We start from the raw sequence: 21,148 nt of genomic DNA, 5'->3' as shown, positions 1-21,148 counted from the left end.
CTTTATTATTCGATAACTAGTTTACGAATCCGTGAATTGCCGAAGTCAGCAATATATATATCTCCTTGTTCATTGACAGCAACACCCCATGGGTTGTTGAACATAGACTCAATGGGACCTCCGTCTCGGTAGCCGGCTACCCCCGGCTGTCCGGCTACTGTGGTGACAATACCATCTGCCGATACCATCCGGATACAGTGATTACCATAGTCTGCCACGAACATGTTTCCGTCGTTATCAAACTTGATATCTTTTGGGTAGTTAAATACCGCGTCTTCGAGCGGTCCATCGCGATGGCCGCTACCACCCGTCGCATTGACTCGTCTAAAACCTTTATCAATATGTTCGGGGCGCAAGTCCAACACCATAAGTCCCTGTCTGAATTCATTCGGACTGGCATTCGAATGGAGTGTCATCCAAAGTTCCCAGGGTTTCTTAGGGTTAATGCCCTGTCCGTATTGCGATCCATACGGCCACTTTGATCCTGCCGTATTCGATCCCTTGTGTACAACGGTCGCTTCATAAGTATCTGGATGTATCCGAACCACACTGCCATCTCGGGATCGCGTATAGAGATAACCATCATAAGGAGAGAACGAAACAAAGTTCATATACTGGTCGCCCGTTGGAATTCCGTGATTACCGGCAAATGAGGCATTGCGTTGGCGGGGATACCAGCCCTCTCTCGGATCAAAGGAGAAAAATACTTCGACAACCGATTCGTGGGAGACGGTCATCATACCGGTGGCACGATCCACCGTGATACCGTTGGCATACGGATATGGACTACTCGCAGCCAGATACATGGAAGTCACTAGATTTTCTGCCTCACTCACTCGACCCACACCAAATTTCGCATCACCAACCCCGTCCCGCCAGGTCATAAATAAATTACCTTCAGCATCCAATTCCAAGTATTTCGCACACACATGAGCCCGGTCTAGGGTTCCGGGAACAAACTCTCTATCACCAGAACCTGTCACGGTAGTAACCTGTGCTTGAGGTGCATAATTAAAACGTTGATCATAGACGACCGAATCGTCGCCAATCACAACGGATATGCTAGGGTTTTCTCCCGGAAGCCTTGGTACAATAGCGTAGATACGATCGCCACTGGAAGACACAATCGCCGCCTTTTTTTTGTTGAAATAAACCTTAATCTGATTGTGATCAGTTCCAAAATTCTCTCCGTCCAAAAGAATCTTATCCCGCGCTCCACCTTCTAGGGGATAAAAGGACGTCAACGTAATTGGTCTGGAAGGATCGTAGTCCTTCCCTACCGAAGCCGCCTCTTCGTCTTTACATGATGTGGAGCATAAAATTAGCGCAGTAAAAAAAGCTAAAGTACGCACTTGTCGCAATGCGTTTCCCTTCATAATTTTCATAACATCTACTTAATTTGTCAGTGTATAAACACTATCGTTTTTCTTTCGGACAAAAGTAGAGCTACTCTATTAACTCAAGATTAATTTAACATCAACGATTAGTTAGCTTTTATTACTTCCGGGAAATTAGATAAAGACAGAAATCTTATCAAAAAAAAGAGACCCAATACAGGTCTCTTTACAAAAGTTAGCGAACCAAAGATAAAGAATCGACTATCTTCTTTACCGATCTTTCAAAATCCAGAAGACCACTCCGTTCCTTATTGATAAAATCGTTATCCTCTAGACGTCCTACAACTTCTTCCATCTCTTTATAAGAATCATAGACCATTTGTTTATAAGGATTTTGATAATCCTTAGCACGCGAATTCTCGATTTCCGAAAAAATCCAACGTCGAGTTTCTACCGCTTCCGCTAACAAATCTTTCAAAAATTGCACATCCCAAGTAGAAGGATGTCTGTTGGTAACCTCCGCGAGGGCAGCGACGGCATGTTTCAGCTTATCCTCCATATATAAATTGCTCCAGGCATGGTAACGTGCATGCGCATCTTTCCAAGAAATAACAACCCGACTGCGGATATCTGCCAATAATACATCCAGTTTCTCTTGCGGTACCAATTGCCCGCCAATATTTTCAAACTGACTACGTGGTGTAGTAAAAGAATTGACAACTGCATATAATTCATCAAATGTATGCTGTTCTAGAAACGCAGTAAGCTGCATCACCCCATAATAACGAATCATGCGTTGATACGTGACATATGCTTCCTTTGGCTTAGCCAGCACCACTTTACGCTTAGAAAACTCGACATTATCAAGAAGAACTTCTTTGCTGGACAACTGTTCATCAGACGATAGTATGTGCCGACCGAACGACTGTTCATCGAGCCCAGCATTCTCATCATGATACGCTTTCCCTACAGCTTTCTCAATCTCGGCTAATGCATCGAACATCTCATTCACGGTGTCAGGAGCCAATACATCGTATTCAATATATTGGTTCTTGAATTTACGCTTATCGCGCGACTCAAATTTTGACGTATTCCGCATCATGGCATACATGTTATATAAAAACCAGTATGCAGGCAATATAATCAGTTGATTGGTTTCTACTGCATTGCTGACCAAACAAAAAGGGAACCGTATATTAAGCTCATGTAAAAAATCACCCTTTACGATCAGCGTATAAGAAGCGAAACGAGAATTATGTTTAAGGCTAACGCATAAGCCCGGCCAAAATCCACGACCGGCTATGATTTCCCCATCCGCTGCCCGGGAGTTATGATTTGATCCAACAGTAGCACCCGCAGCCATATTACTTTGCCCCTTGACCAGTGCTGCGCATAGGAAAGAATTATTATGGTGTTGCTCATGAGCCGGAAAAATCAAAGAATTCAGCACCTCACAACATGAAATCGTAGAATTATCCCCTAAAAAGGAATTAATCAACCGCGCCCCGTATTTTAGTTGGGAATTGGACGACAGGATAAAACGAACGGCTTTAACGCCATAGAAAATACGACAGCCATAACCTATAATTCCGTTGACTAGTTCACACCCCTCACCAATTTGCGTAAAAGATTCCGCCGACGAATTGATCGTCAGGTTCTTCAATTTATTAACGCCTTTCACATAAGCATATGAACCCATTTTTATATCTTTAATAATATGGGTATTCTTGATTACTGAGTGAGCACCAATTTCACTATAAAACCCATGATGAGGAGAGAATTGCACCTCCATCATTTCCTGAAAACGAGCTTGCAGTTCGTAATCATCCCGATGACGAGACCAAAGAAAAACATCACCGGCCTGCATCCCATCAAAGGGCAACACCGAACGCCCTCCATTTTCATTACAAAGTTCTAATCGAATCCGACGTTCTTCTACATCGTCCGTTTTCAAAATTCCATTCCCAAATTTAGCTGTACTGCTGGTCACCATTTCATTTATATTAGCCAACATGACTTCATCCCCAATAATAAAATGAGCCATGTAACGTACATTATGAACAGCTACGGTACTACCAAAATCGCTACTAATAATTGTCGAATGGTAAATCCCACAGGGTAAACGAAGATCTCGAAAATCGAGGTACACATCTTCCATGTCTCCGATACGCACCAATCCGTAAAATTTGGAATGCTGGACCTGTTCGGGAATAAACTTGTCCGTGACTAAAACATTGTCCCAATTATTGGAATAGTTATCATTTTTGATCAGAATCCGAATCTCTTCGGATGTCAGGTTCCGAAATTTGCCAGCGTCGCCAAACTGTTGGTTGCGAAAATAATATTCGTCATCGTTTTGCAGGTAGGCTTTGGGAATAAAATTATACCCTAAGTCTTCCAGCTTTTCTTTTATAATTTTAGACATACCTTCTCTTATTCTACAGTTACAGACTTAGCTAGGTTTCTAGGCTTATCTACGTCCAAACCTCTATTTACACCGATATAATAAGATAGCAATTGCAAAGGAATTACGGATAAGATCGGAGCAATTATTTCATGGACTTGCGGAACAAACATTACGTCATCCGCTAAGTCTGCCGCCACCTCATCACCTTGAGACACGACCGCAATAACTTTTCCTTTCCGTGCTTTGATTTCCTGAATATTACTTACGATCTTCTCGTGGTAACTATCTTTCGTCGCGACAAAAACAACAGGTAACTGCTCATCGACTAATGCAATGGGACCATGTTTCATCTCTGCTGCCGGATATCCCTCCGCATGGATGTAAGATATTTCTTTCAATTTCAATGCACCCTCTAGAGCAATCGGAAAATTATATCCCCTACCGAGATAAAGGAAATCTCGCGCGTCACTATATTTTTTCGCAATCTCCTGGATAACCGCATCCTGATCATCTAAAATTTCTTTCACATACTCTGGAACTCTCGCCAAATCGGCCAACAATCTATTGAATAAGGTTCCCTCAATTGTGCCTTTTAACCGTGCAACTTTCAAAGCAATCAAATAAAGTACGGCCAACTGTGCGGTGAACGCTTTTGTACTTGCCACGCCGATCTCCGGTCCTGCATGGGTATACGCTCCAGCATCCGATATACGGGCAATGGAAGAACCCACAACATTCACCAATCCAAAAATAGTAGCGCCTTGTTTTTTTGCATTTTCCAGCGCGACCAAAGTATCAGCTGTTTCACCACTTTGCGAGATAGCAATAATAATATCCTGATCCGTTATAATGGGATTTCTGTATCTGAACTCCGAAGCATATTCTACTTCTACATTAATACGGCATAACTCTTCAATTACATACTCGGCTAGTAAGCCAGCATGCCAACTTGTTCCACAAGCGACAATAATAATACGGTTCGCTTTCAAAAGCTTATCAGCAACTTTATCTATACCACTTAAGGTAATAGCTTGGTGTTCGGCATCCATACGGCCCCGTAACGAATCAAAAATCGTTTGCGGTTGCTCGAATATTTCCTTCAACATAAAATGGTCGAAACCACCTTTCTCAATTGCCGCTAACTCAATATCTAACTTCTGCACAAAGGGTGTAATACGTTCGTTCCCCAGATTTTTTAAAATTAACTCATCCGGACGGACAATTGCCAATTCGTAATCATTAATATAAACGACCTCTTTTGTATAAGCCAACATGGGCGAAGCGTCCGATCCTAAATAATGTGCGTTTTCTCCTATACCGATCACCAACGGACTACCTTTTCTTGCGGCAATAATAGTATCCGGCAAATCTTTATCTAACAATAGAATCACATACGCACCAACTACTCTTTTCAAAGCGATTCTTACCGCTTCTTCCAAGGAACAGTCGTTGTTGATTTTAATATCTTCAATAAAATTCACCAATACCTCGGAGTCCGTATCACTTTTAAACGTATAGCCTTTTTGAAGAAGCTCGTTCTTTAATTGTGCATAATTCTCAATGATACCATTGTGTATCATCGCAATATCGCCAGAATTGGAAGCGTGTGGATGTGCATTTCTGTCAGAAGGTTCGCCGTGGGTTGCCCATCGCGTATGTCCAATACCAATAGTAGCTTGGATATTTTTACCGTAAACAGACGCTTCCAGCGCCGCCACTTTACCTTCCTTTTTATAAACTTCAAGAGAGTTTCCAGTATGTAAAGCCACGCCTGCGCTATCGTAGCCTCTGTATTCCAATTTTTTTAATCCGTCAATAAGTACCGGATATGCTAAGTTATTACCTACGTAACCAACGATTCCACACATAGTTTTTCAATAGTTTGTTTTATATTAAATAGGGCGTAAATATAAAAAAAGTTACAAACGCGTACGACTGATTAACTATTTTTTAACGAAAAAAATAACGCATATTAACGCATTATGCTACTCGTTGAGCTTAGAATGCCTAAACCCATAAGCAAAATAAACCGTTAACCCTATCCCCAACCATATTAAAAATATAATCCAGTTGCTAGCGCCTAGTTGACTCATCAAATACAAGTTAATCAATATACCGGCCACGGGCAGCAGAGAAAATTGATATCTGAAACTCATTATGGCTAAAACAAACCAAACCAGCCAAAAAACCACTAGCAACGATCTATGCTCTACAATATCACGCCATGACATCTCTTTCCATTCCTGTAATGCGTCCTGCCGATATTGATAAACCAGTATCCAAGCAACCACAACACCCAGTCCAACTAAATATTTACCGTTGATATAAGGTACCCGGAATTTTGATTTTTCCGATAAACCCGTGTAATCCATATACAAAACACCTGCGCAAACCAAAATAAACGCAAAAAATGTCCCGACACTAGTCAAATCAATAAAAAAGTCCATTTTAAAGAATAACGAAGGCACCGCCACCACAATACCCGTAACAATCGTTGCAAAGGAAGGCGTTTTATACTTCGGGTGGACACGCGCAAATTTTTTCCATAACAGACCATCCCGACTCATTGTCATCCATATTCGAGGCTGAGCCAATTGATAAACAACCAGCGCGCTCGTAATCGCTACCACCGAAGTAACCGATATCACACCTGCCATATGATCGAAGCCTACATATTTAAAAACAAATGTCAGCGGGTCTTTTACATTTAGTTCCGTATAGTTAACCATTCCCGTTAAAACTAAGGTAATGGCGACATACAATAGCGTACATATCACCAGACATATAATCATTGCCCTCGGCAGATCACGTTGTGGATTCTTACATTCTTCCGCCGTTGTCGATATAGAATCAAAACCTATAAAAGCAAAGAATACAGCAGCAACAGACCCCATCACGCCCGAAATACCATTTGGCATAAAAGGCGTCCAGTTCTCCGGTTTAACAAAGAAAACTCCGCCCGCAATGACCACTAAAATAACGCCAACTTTTATAGCAACCATAATATTACTTGCCTGTTGCGATTCCTTGATACCTACGTATACCAACCAAGTCACCAATACCGTCACTAAACCAGCTGGTAGATCAAGAATGACCGGAACATCCCCTATCCTCGGAGCCGACAAGTAGGCCTGGAGTTCGACTTTATCCGAAATACTTAAAGCATTCATCCCTACAGAAAGAAACTTTTCGTGCGCATCGGCCGCATATCCCGGAGCCATTGTCAACCATTTGGGAATATGTATACCGAATCCTTCCAGCATCGACACGAAATACTGCGACCATGAAATTGCCACAACGGCGTTAGAAACAGCATACTCTAAAACCAAAGCCCAACCAATAATCCAGGCAAAAAGCTCCCCAAAGGTGACATACGCGTAGGTATAAGCACTACCAGATACCGGAACCGTACTCGCAAATTGGGCATAAGCAAGGGCCGTGAACACACAGGCGAAGGCTACAAACACAAAGAGTAAGGCAATCGCAGGTCCGCCCTCATAACTAGCCAGTCCAATTGTACTAAATATTCCCGCTCCTACAATAGCCGCAATCCCAAGCGAAACTAAATCACGAACCCCCAATACTTTGGCAAGCCCTGTTCCCTGTTGAGCATCTGCGACGATCCGGTCGACACTCTTCTTTCGGAAAAGTTTATTCATCATGAATGCAAAAGTAAACCAAACTAGATTATTTTATCCTGTATCTCCTGAAATATATCCATATAGTGCAAAAGCGACTGCTCCTTATAGGATTGTAGACATTCGGTTAACCGTTCACAATCCTCGACGGTATTTTCAAAAGTCCAAACACGTCTACAAATATTAAAAAGCGCGTGAGAAAGATTATGGATGTCTGCATAATCTAAAATATAACGCGAACTTACAAAACGGTCATAAAAAGTGTAGAAACGCTCCACATCGCTTACCCCTATCGTTCGGAGGTATTTTTCCATTGTTGATTTCTGAATACACGCTAAATGTTCATACAATCTATGGGGATTGACTAAGGTATGGTCTATCAAAAGATGGTCTAATAAAAGCTCCAACGAAATATGTGCTAAAAAAGAGGCACGTACAGGTAGATGCGCCACAATAGGGTCGAGTCGGCGCCGCAACAAATGCGTATGGTTGAGAAAAAAGCCGGACGCATGGAAAAGTTTATCAACCGCTACATGTCTGTACCAGCCTTCCGATACCCAGGCCGTCTTAGGATGCGCAAGAAGCTGTTCTTCGAAACGCTGTGGATGAAAATTATACCCTTTATCCACATTCTTGAGCAAATCCGGAAGTAATGCCCCAAATATCCTTTCAGAATGCGGACTATAGCGTTCGAAATAATAATGTGACAAAAAATTCACGGCCCCAAACTTCTTTTAGTTATCGTAAGATACGGCTTAATCTCTTATCTTTGCAATCTTAATTGAAAATTTAACCACAAAAAGATGAGCTTTGTAGAAGAACTACGTTGGAGAGGGATGTTACAAGATATCATGCCCGGAACAGAAGAATTACTGAATAAAGAAAAAGTTTCTGGTTATATCGGCTTTGATCCAACAGGAGATTCATTGCACGTCGGTCATTTAACACAAATCATGACACTCATCCACTTTCAAAATGCCGGACATCAGCCCGTGGCATTAGTGGGCGGTGCCACAGGAATGATTGGTGATCCTTCTTTTAAGTCTGCCGAACGAAATTTATTAGATGAAGCCACCTTACAACATAATGTGGCCAGCTTAAAAGCACAACTCGCTAAGTTTCTTCATTTTGGAGATGGTGAAACCGACGCGAAGATGGTTAACAACTACGATTGGTTTAAGGATTTTAAATTTTTAGACTTTATTCGCGATATAGGCAAGTTGATCACGGTCAACTATATGATGGCTAAAGAATCTGTCAAAAAACGATTGGAAGGCGACAATGGTCTTTCCTTTACGGAGTTCACTTACCAATTGATACAAGGTTATGATTTTTATTACCTCTGGAAAAATCACAATTGTAAGGTGCAAATGGGCGGCTCCGACCAATGGGGAAATATCGTAACCGGTAGTGAAATCATTCGCCGTCAAGATCAGGGAACAGCATATGCAATTACCACACAGTTAATCAAAAAAGCCGACGGACAAAAATTTGGCAAAACGGAATCCGGCGCAGTTTGGCTAGATCCTAAAAAAACATCCCCCTATAAATTTTATCAATTTTGGCTAAACGCCACTGATGATGATGCTAAAAATTGGATTAACATCTTTACCTTAAAATCAAAAGAAGAGATTGCATCCATCATTGCAGAACACGATGCTGCTCCACACACGCGTGCCGTACAAAAAGCCTTGGCTAAGGATATTACTATACGTACGCATTCCGTGAAAGATTACGAAACCGCTATCAAAACCTCTGAGTTTTTATTCGGTAACGGTTCGCTAGAATTCCTAATGGAATTAGAGCACGATAGCGTATTGGAAGTTTTCGATGGTGTCCCACAATTTGAGATCAGCAGAGACCAGCTTACCTCGGGTATCAATGTACTAGACTTTCTGGCCGTCAACACACAAGTTTTTCCATCAAAAGGTGAAGCCCGAAAAATGTTACAGGGCGGTGGTGTCGCCATCAACAAAGAGAAAATCAACGACATTGAATTATTGATTGATACCTCCCACCTAATTAAGGACAAGTACTTAGTCGCGCAGCGGGGCAAGAAAAACTATTTTTTGATTATTGTAGCGTAACGGGCAGATCGCATTTCCTTTATTTTTCCTAAGTTTGTACTTAGGAAAAGTATCTGATTTTCATGTCAAACAAAGGAAATACATTTAAAAATCTCAGCAGTACGAGCAGCAAACGTGCTCCGCGTACCACAGGGAATGTTTCATATAATAAGAAAAAACGATTTAACTCGTTTGAGCATATCAACTTTTCAGAAGGACAGCGAAAAGCACTGAAAATACTGGGTATCTTTTTACTATTTGCCTCTTTTGTCATGGCAGTTTCGTTTGTTTCTTATCTTTTCACCTGGAAACAAGACCAAAGTTATATCACGGAAACAAATGGCGGATGGTCTACCCTATTCCGCAGTATGGATGAAATGACAGATGAAACTTCAGAACTCCCTGTCATAGAAAACAAGTTAGGAAAACTAGGAGCTTTACTCGCCAACCAATTTATTTACGAATGGTTCGGTATAGCTTCTTTCCTTTTTACTTTCCTGCTTTTTGTCGTGGGTTATAAATTCCTATACCGAAAATCCCTGTTGCCCGTATGGAAAACCATCATCTATTCAGCAACGGCGATCATCTATATATCCGTAACACTTGGTTTTCTACAGGATTTTCTCACAGATTCTCCTCATATACTGGAAGGGAAGTTCGGCTATTGGACAAATCAGCTATTAAAAATACAGATAGGTAGTACTGGTATCGCTGCTCTCTTAGTGTTTGCTTATCTAGCCATACTTATCCTTATTTACAACTTGGATTTAAAATGGACTTGGTCATCAAAAAAGACCGAGGACGATAAAGAAGAGGAAAACGAAGATAATTTTGAAGCATTTACAAACAACTTAAATCCTGTTTCTAATGTCTCCCGGAATGTTGTTTCCTCCCCGCCCGTAGTGGACGAAGAGCAAGAACCACTAACTGATGACTTCGTCTCACAAACATCTACTACACTTCATGTATCTGGCGAAAACAGCCAAGATAATCAGCGGGAAATTACTTTTACAGTAGATACACCCGTTGTAATGGATGAATCGATACCAAAGGAAAACCCATCTTCTCTCGATAGTCCTGTTTTAAGCGTAGAGAAAGTCGTGGAAGAAAAAGCGATTACAGCCAATGATCTGGTTGCCGAGTTTGGCGAATATGATCCCAAATTGGACTTGTCGGGATACCAATACCCGACACTTGATCTGCTCAAAGAATACGGTAATGGCAAAATTACAATCAATCAGCAGGAATTAGAAGCAAATAAAAACCGTATCGTCGAAACGTTGCGCAACTACAATATCGAAATCGAACATATTAAAGCGACAATCGGCCCCACGGTAACCTTATATGAAATTATTCCAAAACCGGGTGTACGTATCTCCAAAATAAAGAACCTGGAAGATGATATTGCTTTGAGTCTGGCCGCATTAGGGATTCGTATCATCGCGCCGATGCCCGGCAAAGGCACTATTGGTATAGAAGTCCCCAACAGTTCGCCGGAAATGGTGTCTATGCGTTCGGTGTTGGCGACCGAAAAATTCCAAAAAACAGATATGGATTTGCCTATCGCACTCGGAAAGACGATATCAAACGAGGTATACATCGCGGATTTGGCAAAAATGCCTCACTTATTAGTTGCAGGCGCCACAGGACAGGGTAAATCAGTAGGTATCAATGCAATATTAACCTCTCTACTATACAAAAAACACCCAGCCGAGCTGAAATTTGTCATGGTTGACCCTAAAAAAGTAGAGCTTTCTCTTTTTAAGACGATAGAACGGCACTTCTTGGCGAAACTACCGAATGAAGACGAAGCTATCATCACCGACACAAAAAAGGTAATAAACACACTCAATTCGCTCTGCATCGAAATGGACCAGCGATACGATCTCTTAAAGAACGCCGCGGTACGGAACTTAAAAGAGTATAATGTAAAATTTGTTAATCGTCGATTAAACCCTGAGGAGGGTCATCGATTCTTACCTTATATCGTTCTGGTAGTTGATGAGTTTGCAGATTTGATGATGACGGCAGGTAAAGAAGTAGAAACTCCGATTGCACGTCTCGCACAGCTGGCTCGGGCAGTAGGCATACATTTAGTTATTGCTACCCAACGCCCGTCGGTAAATATTATTACAGGTACCATTAAAGCCAACTTCCCTGCTCGTTTAGCTTTCCGGGTATTATCCAAAGTTGATTCACGAACTATTCTGGATGCCGGGGGAGCGGATCAGTTGATCGGTCGCGGGGATATGTTATTGGCCACAGGAAGTGATTTAACGCGTATCCAATGTGCGTTTGTAGACACGCCGGAAGTGGAGAAAATATCCGAGTTCATCGGAAGTCAACGCGGTTACCCGTCTGCTTTTATGCTGCCCGAATACGTCGATGAAAATGGAGAGGGAAGCGGTGGAATGGAGTTTGATTCGAGCGATCGCGATCAGCTTTTTGAGGACGCTGCGCGCCTCATCGTCATGCATCAACAAGGCTCAACATCATTAATTCAACGTAAATTAAAACTTGGCTACAACAGAGCGGGACGGATAATCGATCAATTGGAGGCTGCCGGTATTGTCGGTCCTTTTGAGGGGAGTAAAGCACGAGAGGTCCTTTACCCCGACGAGTATTCATTAGAACAGTATTTAGAAACGTTAAGAAACAACGACTAAGATGGAGAAGAAAATATTGGTTATCCTAGCCTTCATTTGCGCGTCGCTACTGGCATCCGCACAAACAGATACCAAAGCAAAAAAATTGCTAGACGAAGTGTCTTCAAAATACGACGCTTATCGGAACATACAATCTGACTTTAGCTTTTCGATGCAACAAGCACAAGGAGGAAATCATACAGATAAAGGAACCTTGTTCTTGAACAAACCTAAGAACCAGTTTCGTATCGAATTGAGCCAACAAAATATCATAAGTGATGGCAAAAGTACCTGGTCTATTCTAAAAGAGGACCAAGAAGTACAGGTCAGCGACGCAGACAATACTACTGAAAGCATCGGTCCCAACAATCTTTTTACGTTTTATAAAAAAGGATTTGTCTATAAAAAGACGAAGGACGAAATGCTAGACAAAGAAGTATTAAACGTTATCGAATTAACGCCTACTGACACAAAAACAAATTATGCCAAAATTAAACTGCGAATAAATAAAAACAAACATATACATGATGTTGCCGTAATGGATAAATCAGGAACCCGATATACCTATACGATCAACACCCTCTATGTAAATCATCATATCCCAGCAACGACATTTACCTACAACAAAGCAGATTATCCCGGTTATGAGATAGTTGACCTTAGATAAGATCCCCATGGCGAAGACGACACTTAAAAGTTTAGCCCAGGCATTAAATATGTCTGTTTCGACGGTATCGAAAGCCTTAAATGATAGTTACGAAATCAGTGAGGTGACGAAGAAAACCGTACAAGAGTTTGCGAAAAAGCACAACTATCAACCCAACGTACATGCTAAATTCCTAAAAACAGGAAAAACAAATACCATTGGTGTAGTGCTTCCAAAAATGACGGGATCATTCGAAGCACAGATCCTTGCGGGGATGCAAAAAGCGGCTAGTGCTCATCATTACCGGACAATCATCATGAATACCATGGAAAATGAAGAACTGGAGAAGTTAGCTCTTCAATCCATGTTAGACAAGTCCGTAGATGGCATTCTCTTTTGCCCAATTCATGAAGAGTCTAATATCGATTTGGCTAAACAAATCCTCAAAACCACCCCCATTGTCGTTTTCGACCGAACACGCTACCCGATAGAAACGCATAAAGTAGGCGTATTAAATACGGACGGAATGTATAATGCATGCAAGCACCTCTGGGATATAGGTCGACGGAAGATAGCCATATTCTGTGGTGCACGTCAAGGCATCACTACCGAGCGCCTATCCGGTTATATGGAAGCTCATCGCGATTTTCAAATACCCGTTACCCCAGCCTATATCGTACATTGCAATGTGAAAAGTTTGGTAGATCTACAAGATGATCTCGAAACACATGTTAAAAATCTATTGCAACTGCCCGTCCCTCCAAATGCCATCGTGGGCGTAGCAGACAGCATTACGACTCATTTATTAGGAATTCTAGCAAAATTAGAAATTAAAGTACCGGAGACACTTGCCGTGATAGGCTTTGCAAACACTGATCTAGGTCTATCACTAAATCCCTCCTTAAGTACTATCCGACAACCGACGAGCGAAATAGGTGAAATTTCCGTAAATAAATTGGTAGAAATCATGCAAAAAAAGAATCGAAGCCAAATCGAATGGGAAGACATTAAACTACCCACGTCCATTCAGCTTCGACGCTCTACGATTGGTTAAACTATCCTAGATTTCTTACAACGCCCAATTCAAGTCCACGCAACTCTGCGAGTCCTCTTAATCGACCAATTGCTGAATATCCCGGGTTGGTAACCTTATTTAAATCATCTAGCATTTGATGACCATGATCTGGTCTCAACGGAATCGGAATCTCTCGATTTTGGTTCTCCGCGACGAGCTCCTTCATAACCGCATACATATCCACGTCCCCGTCTAAATGGTCCGCTTCATAAAAACTTCCTATGGCATCTCTTTTCACGTTACGTAAATGAACGAAATTCACTCGGTGTTTCACCTTATTGAAGATCTCTACGAGATTGTTATCGGGTCCCGCTCCCAATGAGCCCGTACAAAAACAAACACCATTGAAGGGCTTATCTACCGTATTAACGATATACTCAAAATCCGCCACATTCCCTGCAATTCTAGGAAGCCCTAAAATAGGATACGGGGGATCGTCCGGGTGAATCGTCATTTTAATACCGTGCGTTTCACAAACATCAGCGATTTCCGACAAGAAATAGGTTAAATTGTCACGTAGCCCGTCGAAACCAATTGCCGCATAAATATCAATACTACGCTGCAAATCTTCCAAAGACGGATCCTTCTCCCCAGGAATCCCCATTAAGACATTGGAAAGCAAGAATTTTTTCGCCTCTTCGTCGAACGTACGATAACGGCTTTCCGCTTGCTCCACGATTGCCGTCGCATACGAAGATCTAGCGTTAGGCCGCTCTAAAATAAAGATATCAAAAACAGCCAAATCGATCCAATCGAAATAGAGTGCTTTAGAACCATCATGCATCACTTTGTCTAACTGCGTACGTGTCCAGTCCAACACCGGCATAAAGTTATAACATACCGTTTTGATACCGCACTCTGCTAAATTAGTCAACGTTTGACGATAATTATCTAGATAGAAATCTACTTTTTCCGAACGTGTTTTTATAGCCTCGTGTACGGTCACACTTTCTACCACAGACCACACGAGTCCAGCTTCCTCGATGATACGCTTACGTTCCAAAATTTCTGCTTTAGGCCATACGTCGCCGTGCGGAATATGGTGTAAGGCAGATACAACACCCGTTGCTCCCGCCTGCTTTACATCCTGTAAGGATACCGGGTCATTGGGACCGTACCAACGCCAGGTTTGTTCTAAAAACATTCTTTTCATATTATAAAAACTTAAACACCAGACCAACTATTAAAACCGCCGTCTACAAAAATCGTCTCTCCCGAAACAAATGCGGAGGCATCACTCAATAAATAAACGAGCGTACCTTCCAATTCCGACGGGTCGCCAAGTCTGGAAAACGGTGTTCCTTGTACAAATTTGTTCGCACGATCCGTATAACTTCCGTCAGGATTCGTCAACAAGTTACGATTTTGTTCGGTAAGAAAAACACCTGGAGCAATGGCGTTTACACGAATTTTATCGCTATATCGTAAAGCTAATTCCGTCGCCATCCACTTGGTAAAGCCATCCACACCATGTTTTGCGACCGTATACCCTAACACGCGCGTTATTGGCAAACTAGCGGCTAAGGAAGATATATTAACGATGGAGCCTTTCCCCTGCTTAGCGATAACCTCTCCAAAAATCAAAGTGGGAATAATAGTTCCGTATAAGTTCAGTTCAATAGCTTTGATCGTATCCCCTATTTTATTATCAAATAGGTTGTCATCTGGACCGATAGTCGCTCCGGGGATATTCCCCCCCGCTGCGTTCACGAGCCCATCGATTGTACCCCATTCGTCCAAAATTTGATCCTTAGCTTGTCGCACGGACACCTCATCCATCACATCTGCAACGATAGCCAAGCCTTCGGCGCCTAAGGTTTCCACCATCTTCACGCGTTCGTCTGCTTTTTCCCGGCTCCGGCCGATAATACAAACTTTAGCCCCTGCTTCTGCTAACGCTTTGACAAATGCTTTTCCCAAAATACCTGTCCCGCCAGTTACCACGATAACTTTTCCTTTCAACGAGAACTTTTCTAAAATACTCATGTTATTATAGTCCTAAGTTTATAATATTCAATTTTAGCTATTTTTTAGTCATTCTCAAGTATTTACCGCAGGTTTATTCACGATAACGATTTCGTATACGCTTACTCGCAACATAAATATTTATTATTTTTTTGTTTATATCATATTTATTCCTAAATTGGTCAACCAATAACTGGTTTACCAATTTAGACAGATGTTATATGAACAACAGTATTATTGAAAGTATCTCTGCCATACAAAGGCAATCTCCGGTGGACATTATCATCCACCAAATGAGGAATCTCATTGTTTCAGGGCAATTGAAACCTGGTGATAAACTGCCTTCTGAACGCATATTGAGTGAGAGATTTCAAACGAGCAGAAGTTATGTGAGAGAGGCCATCCTAAAATTACAATTCTACGGACTACTAAAAACAAACCCGCAAAGTGGAACGTATGTAGCAGGTTTGGGTATCAACATCATCGATAGTATGATAGGTGATCTCATTAACTTTAATCAGGATGATTTCTATGCCTTAATTGAAGCACGTTTTCATCTAGAAATTACCGCGGTACAATTGGCAGCTATTCGACGCACCGAAGAAGATCTAAAAGTCTTAAAGGAAACGATGCTAAGTTTCGAGATAAAAACGAAAAACAATCAATCGAGCGTCGAAGAAGACATGCTTTTTCATACCAAAATTGCACAAGCGACACAAAACAATGTTATATCGTCCATGATTCTTCATCTCATACCCGATTTGGTAAAGAACATCACGGAGAAAAAAGTATGTGGAGAAAATCAAGTATATAAAGCAATCGACGAGCATCGTGCCATATATGAAGCTATCGAACAACAAAATGCAAGCCTTGCAGAAGAAGCAATGCGAACGCATTTGAACGATATCTGGGAATTAAGCCAACGAGAAATAAAAAACAGATAGTAATTTAATTTCATAACCCAAATAAACCATGAAAAACTACATAAAACATGTGGTCAGTATATTTTTTGCTCTATTTTTTCCGCTGATTATTTCTGCACAGGAGCACCCTAGCTTGTTAATGACAAAAGCGAATCTACCTGCATTAAGAGAAGGTGTGAAAGAATTTCCGTTGCTGAAAAATAGCTTTTTGGATATCCAGCAATCTGTAGATGATGAATTAATTAACGAGTTACTTGTTCCAACACCCCGAGATGCGGGTGGAGGTTATACACACGAATTACACAAAAAAAATTACCAACTACTCCTGAATAGCGCAATTTGTTTTCAGGTGACGCAGGACGTCAAATACCTTAATCTGAGCAAAAATATATTGACAGCCTACGCCAAAAAGTATCAGGACTGGCCGGAACACCCTAAAAGAAAAGAGAATCATCCCAGTGGACGTATCTTTTGGCAGAATCTAAATGATTGTGTATGGCTCGTAAATGCCATTCAAGCGTACGATCTAATTGTTTCAGAACTCTCCTCACAAGAACGGGAGATTATTGAAAAAGATCTTTTTATTCCTATGGCAGAATACCTGATGATTTCGCACAAAGCGGTATTTGATAAAATCCATAATCACGGTACGTGGAGCATTGCCGCCGTGGGCATCACAGGTCTAATATTAAATAAGCCGGAATGGGTTAACAAGTCCCTATACGGTAGTGCACTGGACAAACAGACAGGTTTTCTGAAACAGCTTGACGAATTATTCTCACCCGACGGATACTATGCGGAAGGCCCCTATTATCAACGGTATGCGCTATCGCCCTTCGTTTTATTTGCTCAAGCATTGCATAACTATAAACCAGAAATCAAGATATTCGAATACCGAGACCGTCTTCTTGCTAAAGCCATAGAAACTGTATTCCAAACAAGCTATACCGATGGTCTTCTCTTTCCGTTAAATGATGCTATCAAAGATAAATCTATAAAGAGTAACGAGTTAATATTGGCCAACAACGTTGCTTATAGCGATATTGACACGAATCCTACATTGTTAGGGATGGCTAAAAGGCAAAACAAAGTAATTATCTCCGATGCAGGATTAAAGGTAGCACGGGATATATTTTTGGGTAAATCAAAGAACTTCGATTACAAAACTACGCTTATAAGAGACGGTAAGGATGGAAAAAAGGGGGGGATCGGTATTCTCCGTCATGGAGACGAAGATACACAACAGACACTGGTTCTTAAAAACACGACACACGGAATGGGGCATGGGCATTTTGATCGCCTGAACTTCCTTCTCTATGATAATGGCTTCGAAGTATTTCCTGATTATGGCGCAGCGCGCTTCTTAAATATCGAAAGCAAATCTGGTGGTCATTATTTAAAAGAAAACAATACGTGGGCAAAACAAAGCATCGCACACAATACGATTGTCATCAATGAGACGTCGCAGTTTGATGGAAATGTAGATCGAGCGGAACACTTTGCTCCTATGCATATAACGTTATACGATCACGATACATTGAAATACGTTATTGCTTCTGAAAGCCATTCTTACCCACAGACAAAAATTTCGCGCGCTCTTATAACGATCCAAATAAATGAATTAAAGAAACCACTTATTGTCGATGTCAGCTATATACACAGTGACAATGCACTAAAAACGGTTGATCTTCCCTATTATTATATCGGACAAGTTGTCGATCAACGTAAAAAAGATGTAGAAGCGAAGGCTTCGTTACACGCTTTTGGTGAGAAAAACGGTTACCAACATTTATGGCTTAATAGCTCGTATGCTCTTCAATCCCACGGTGATTATATTACATTACTGAGCAATTATAAATTTTATAAAGTCCATTTTGCCAGCCAAAGTCCACATAACATACTAAATCACGTGCATCTAGGTGCCGATGATCCACAGCTCAACCTCATACCGACACGGGGGATCGTATTAAGACAAGAAAATTTACATGAGGCTGTATTTGCGCAATTAATAGAAACATACGGCGATATTAACCCAACAGACGAAACGATCAGTGATGCAGATCCTGCTGTAAAAAACTTCAAAACCACGCCGGCAGAAAAAAACAACTTCAATATAAGTTTTGAAGTTGGTGCGCGCGTATTTCAACTTGAAGCAGATTTAACCGATAATATAATTTCCAACATACAAATAAAACAATTATGATACAGAGCGAAAACTTTCAATTCAACGACAACATCCAATGGGAAGACCTTGGAAATGGAATAAAACGTCAGGTGTACGGTTACGATGACACCATTATGCTTGTAAAAGCACAATTTGAGGCGGGAGCCATAGGCGAACTGCATAGTCACTTTCACGCACAAGTTACTTATGTAGAAAGTGGTCTCTTCAAAATGACCATAGACGATGAAGAAAAAATCATAAGTAAGGGAGATGGTTATTACGTACCACCACATGCCACACACGGATGTGTTTGTATCGAACCAGGAATGCTAATCGACGTATTCTCGCCATTGCGGGAGGACTTTTTACTCAAAAAAGTAACAAGATGAAAAAGATTGCTTTTATACTATTATTCATAATTTCTTGGTCATATAGTAACGCCCAGATTGATACGGTCACTCATCCTGCAAATTTTTCCAAGAAACTTAATGTAGAATATGCTAAAGTCAATGATTGGGTTGGATTAGTCGACATCTATTTTAATGCGACAAATCCCTCGCCGACACCTATCGTTATCAATATCCACGGTGGCGGTTGGAACAAAGGCTCTAAAGAGACACAACGTGGGTTTGGTTCTTGGTTCAAAAACGATATTGCCGTCGCCAATATGGGTTATCGTTTATCCCAAATTGCACCAGCACCTGCGGCCATTGAGGATGTCCGCGCCGTCATCGCCTATGTAAAGTACCACGCCAAAGAACTGAACATCGACCCTAACAAGGTTATCATTATGGGCGGATCGGCTGGTGGGCATCTGGCGCTTATGGGCGGCTTATTGGGCAATGACAAGAGGTTTGACAAAAACTGTCTTCCTGTTGAAGACATGCGCGTAGCCGCCGTCATCGATAAGTATGGTATTACCGAGGTGAAGGCATGGAAAAGTAAATCCGCACAACAATGGTTGGGCGAAAATCACCAAAGCAACAAGTTTATCGCATCCGTCTCTCCCATCAGTTATGTCAACGAAAACACCCCACCTATCTTTATTGTACACGGGGATGCAGATCCCATTGTACCGATCGAAATGTCTTACGATCTACAAAAGAAGTTGGACGGTGCGAAAGTATACCATGAACTATATGTCGTTAAAGACGGCCTTCATGGTAAATTTCCGAAAGAGGAGAATCAAGAAATCAGTAAACGGATAATGCTATTTATAAAGAAGCTCAACATTATTTAAATCTATACGAATGAAACAGCTCATCTTTTTTATTTTCTTAACAGGCGTTTCCTGCGGAGCAACGTCACTCGTTCAACTGCCGACAGACGAAAGTCAACCTCAAAATTCCCACGCTTATACACTCATTAAGGTAGAAAGTACTACGCAGTTAAAAAAAGCTTTGGCGGAGGCACAGCCAGGTGATTCCATTGTAGTTGCTCCAGGTACGTATGAGGGCAGATTTATACTCGCAAAAAGTGGCACGGAAACGCACCCGATCATTGTAGAGGGCGCCGGACCCGCAACTATTTTAGATGCAGGTGATACCAATACAGGATATGTATTCCATTTACAAGGTAACTATTGTAAAATTAAAAAGATGACGTTACAAAATGGGTTAAAAGGTTTCATGGCTGATAATGCCTCTTTCAATACCTTAACCCACCTTACTGTAAAAAATACTGGCGAAGAAGCTATACATCTACGGAAATTCAGCAGCCATAATGTCGTACAACATTGCGATATCTCCACTACTGGCCTAAAAAGACCAGGTTATGGCGAAGGCATTTATATCGGAACAGCTAACAGCAATTGGGCAAGATACACGAATGGAGAACCGGACAAATGTGATTACAACGCCGTTATAAACAATAAAATCGGATCGGGTATCACAGCGGAATGTATCGATATAAAAGAAGGCACGTCCTATGGTTTGATTGCTTATAATACGTTTTACGCTGATGGAATTTCCGGTGAAAATAGTGCAGATAGCTGGTTGGATGTTAAAGGAAACAGCTACCAGATAGAGAACAACCAAGGGTATCACGACGGTTCTAACACAAACTTCCTGGACGGTGTACAGGTTAATTGCGCTTATGAGGGTTGGGGCAGTTATAATATATTCAGCAACAACAGCTTTCAAGTTAATGCAGCAGGTTATGCCATCAACGTACGGCTGAAAAGCAGTAAGGGCGAAGCAGTGGGTAATATTATTGACGATACAAACGAACAGGAAGGTGCCCAAAAAGGCTTAACCAACATTACCATAACGAATAAATAAACA

At 41.4% G+C, this 21,148-nt stretch carries 16 protein-coding genes; 9 read left to right on the top strand and 7 right to left on the bottom strand.

The annotated features are described in order from the left end of the window. Positions 1 to 5: 5 nt before the first annotated feature. The 5 genes from LKO28_RS11915 to LKO28_RS11895 all read right to left on the bottom strand — a co-directional run bounded on the left by LKO28_RS11915 (position 6) and on the right by LKO28_RS11895 (position 8,101). A complete protein-coding gene (locus tag LKO28_RS11915; RefSeq protein WP_227695101.1) occupies positions 6 to 1,385 on the bottom strand; it encodes an IPT/TIG domain-containing protein in 1,380 nt (459 codons plus the stop codon). 187 nt (positions 1,386 to 1,572) lie between these two features. Further along, complete coding sequence (locus tag LKO28_RS11910; RefSeq protein WP_227695100.1) at positions 1,573 to 3,762, bottom strand: DUF4954 family protein; 2,190 nt, start codon at positions 3,760 to 3,762, stop codon at positions 1,573 to 1,575. 8 nt (positions 3,763 to 3,770) lie between these two features. After that, positions 3,771 to 5,612 (bottom strand): glutamine--fructose-6-phosphate transaminase (isomerizing), encoded by a 1,842-nt coding sequence (gene glmS / locus LKO28_RS11905; RefSeq protein ID WP_227695099.1) that lies wholly within the window; start codon positions 5,610 to 5,612, stop codon positions 3,771 to 3,773. 117 nt (positions 5,613 to 5,729) lie between these two features. Then, positions 5,730 to 7,406, bottom strand: coding sequence for an amino acid permease (locus LKO28_RS11900; protein WP_227695098.1), 1,677 nt, complete (start codon positions 7,404 to 7,406; stop codon positions 5,730 to 5,732). A gap of 20 nt (positions 7,407 to 7,426) precedes the next feature. After that, positions 7,427 to 8,101, bottom strand: coding sequence for a hypothetical protein (locus LKO28_RS11895; protein WP_227695096.1), 675 nt, complete (start codon positions 8,099 to 8,101; stop codon positions 7,427 to 7,429). 84 nt (positions 8,102 to 8,185) lie between these two features. On the opposite strand from LKO28_RS11895, the gene tyrS reads away from it, so the two are divergent. The 4 genes from tyrS (at position 8,186) to LKO28_RS11875 (ending at position 13,793) form a co-directional block, all read left to right on the top strand. Beyond that, complete coding sequence (gene tyrS, locus LKO28_RS11890; protein ID WP_227695095.1) at positions 8,186 to 9,469, top strand: tyrosine--tRNA ligase; 1,284 nt, start codon at positions 8,186 to 8,188, stop codon at positions 9,467 to 9,469. Positions 9,470 to 9,531: 62 nt separating this feature from the next. Next, entirely contained in the window at positions 9,532 to 12,114 is a 2,583-nt protein-coding gene (locus LKO28_RS11885; RefSeq protein WP_227695093.1) for an FtsK/SpoIIIE family DNA translocase, read from the top strand. Position 12,115: 1 nt separating this feature from the next. Continuing rightward, complete coding sequence (locus LKO28_RS11880; protein ID WP_227695091.1) at positions 12,116 to 12,760, top strand: LolA family protein; 645 nt, start codon at positions 12,116 to 12,118, stop codon at positions 12,758 to 12,760. A 7-nt stretch (positions 12,761 to 12,767) separates the two neighbouring features. After that, entirely contained in the window at positions 12,768 to 13,793 is a 1,026-nt protein-coding gene (locus LKO28_RS11875) for a LacI family DNA-binding transcriptional regulator (RefSeq protein WP_227695089.1), read from the top strand. A 1-nt stretch (position 13,794) separates the two neighbouring features. On the opposite strand, the gene uxuA is transcribed toward LKO28_RS11875, so the two are convergent. Further along, complete coding sequence (gene uxuA / locus LKO28_RS11870) at positions 13,795 to 14,958, bottom strand: mannonate dehydratase (RefSeq protein ID WP_227695129.1); 1,164 nt, start codon at positions 14,956 to 14,958, stop codon at positions 13,795 to 13,797. Positions 14,959 to 14,978: 20 nt separating this feature from the next. Next, complete coding sequence (locus LKO28_RS11865) at positions 14,979 to 15,800, bottom strand: SDR family oxidoreductase (protein ID WP_227695087.1); 822 nt, start codon at positions 15,798 to 15,800, stop codon at positions 14,979 to 14,981. A 200-nt stretch (positions 15,801 to 16,000) separates the two neighbouring features. Between LKO28_RS11865 and LKO28_RS11860 the strand changes: the two genes are divergently transcribed. The 5 genes from LKO28_RS11860 to LKO28_RS11840 are packed head-to-tail and all read left to right on the top strand — an operon-like array spanning position 16,001 to position 21,145. Beyond that, positions 16,001 to 16,723: a FadR/GntR family transcriptional regulator gene (locus LKO28_RS11860; RefSeq protein WP_227695085.1), complete on the top strand. Its 723-nt coding sequence runs from the start codon at positions 16,001 to 16,003 to the stop codon at positions 16,721 to 16,723. A 28-nt stretch (positions 16,724 to 16,751) separates the two neighbouring features. Continuing rightward, the gene (locus LKO28_RS11855) at positions 16,752 to 18,905 is read left to right on the top strand and encodes a heparinase II/III family protein (protein ID WP_227695083.1); all 2,154 of its coding nucleotides are present in this window, start codon (positions 16,752 to 16,754) and stop codon (positions 18,903 to 18,905) included. Then, entirely contained in the window at positions 18,902 to 19,255 is a 354-nt protein-coding gene (locus tag LKO28_RS11850) for a cupin domain-containing protein (protein ID WP_227695082.1), read from the top strand. The genes LKO28_RS11855 and LKO28_RS11850 overlap by 4 nt, the downstream gene beginning before the upstream one ends. After that, complete coding sequence (locus LKO28_RS11845; RefSeq protein WP_227695081.1) at positions 19,252 to 20,106, top strand: alpha/beta hydrolase; 855 nt, start codon at positions 19,252 to 19,254, stop codon at positions 20,104 to 20,106. The genes LKO28_RS11850 and LKO28_RS11845 overlap by 4 nt, the downstream gene beginning before the upstream one ends. A 10-nt stretch (positions 20,107 to 20,116) precedes the next feature. Beyond that, complete coding sequence (locus LKO28_RS11840; RefSeq protein WP_227695080.1) at positions 20,117 to 21,145, top strand: chondroitinase-B domain-containing protein; 1,029 nt, start codon at positions 20,117 to 20,119, stop codon at positions 21,143 to 21,145. The last annotated feature ends 3 nt before the right edge of the window (positions 21,146 to 21,148 follow it).

The organism is Sphingobacterium sp. FBM7-1 (genome assembly GCF_020687765.1).
Classification (GTDB): Bacteria; Bacteroidota; Bacteroidia; order Sphingobacteriales; family Sphingobacteriaceae; genus Sphingobacterium.
The sequence above is the reverse complement of the archived record's forward strand: the minus strand, read 5'-3'. Positions and strand labels throughout refer to the sequence as shown.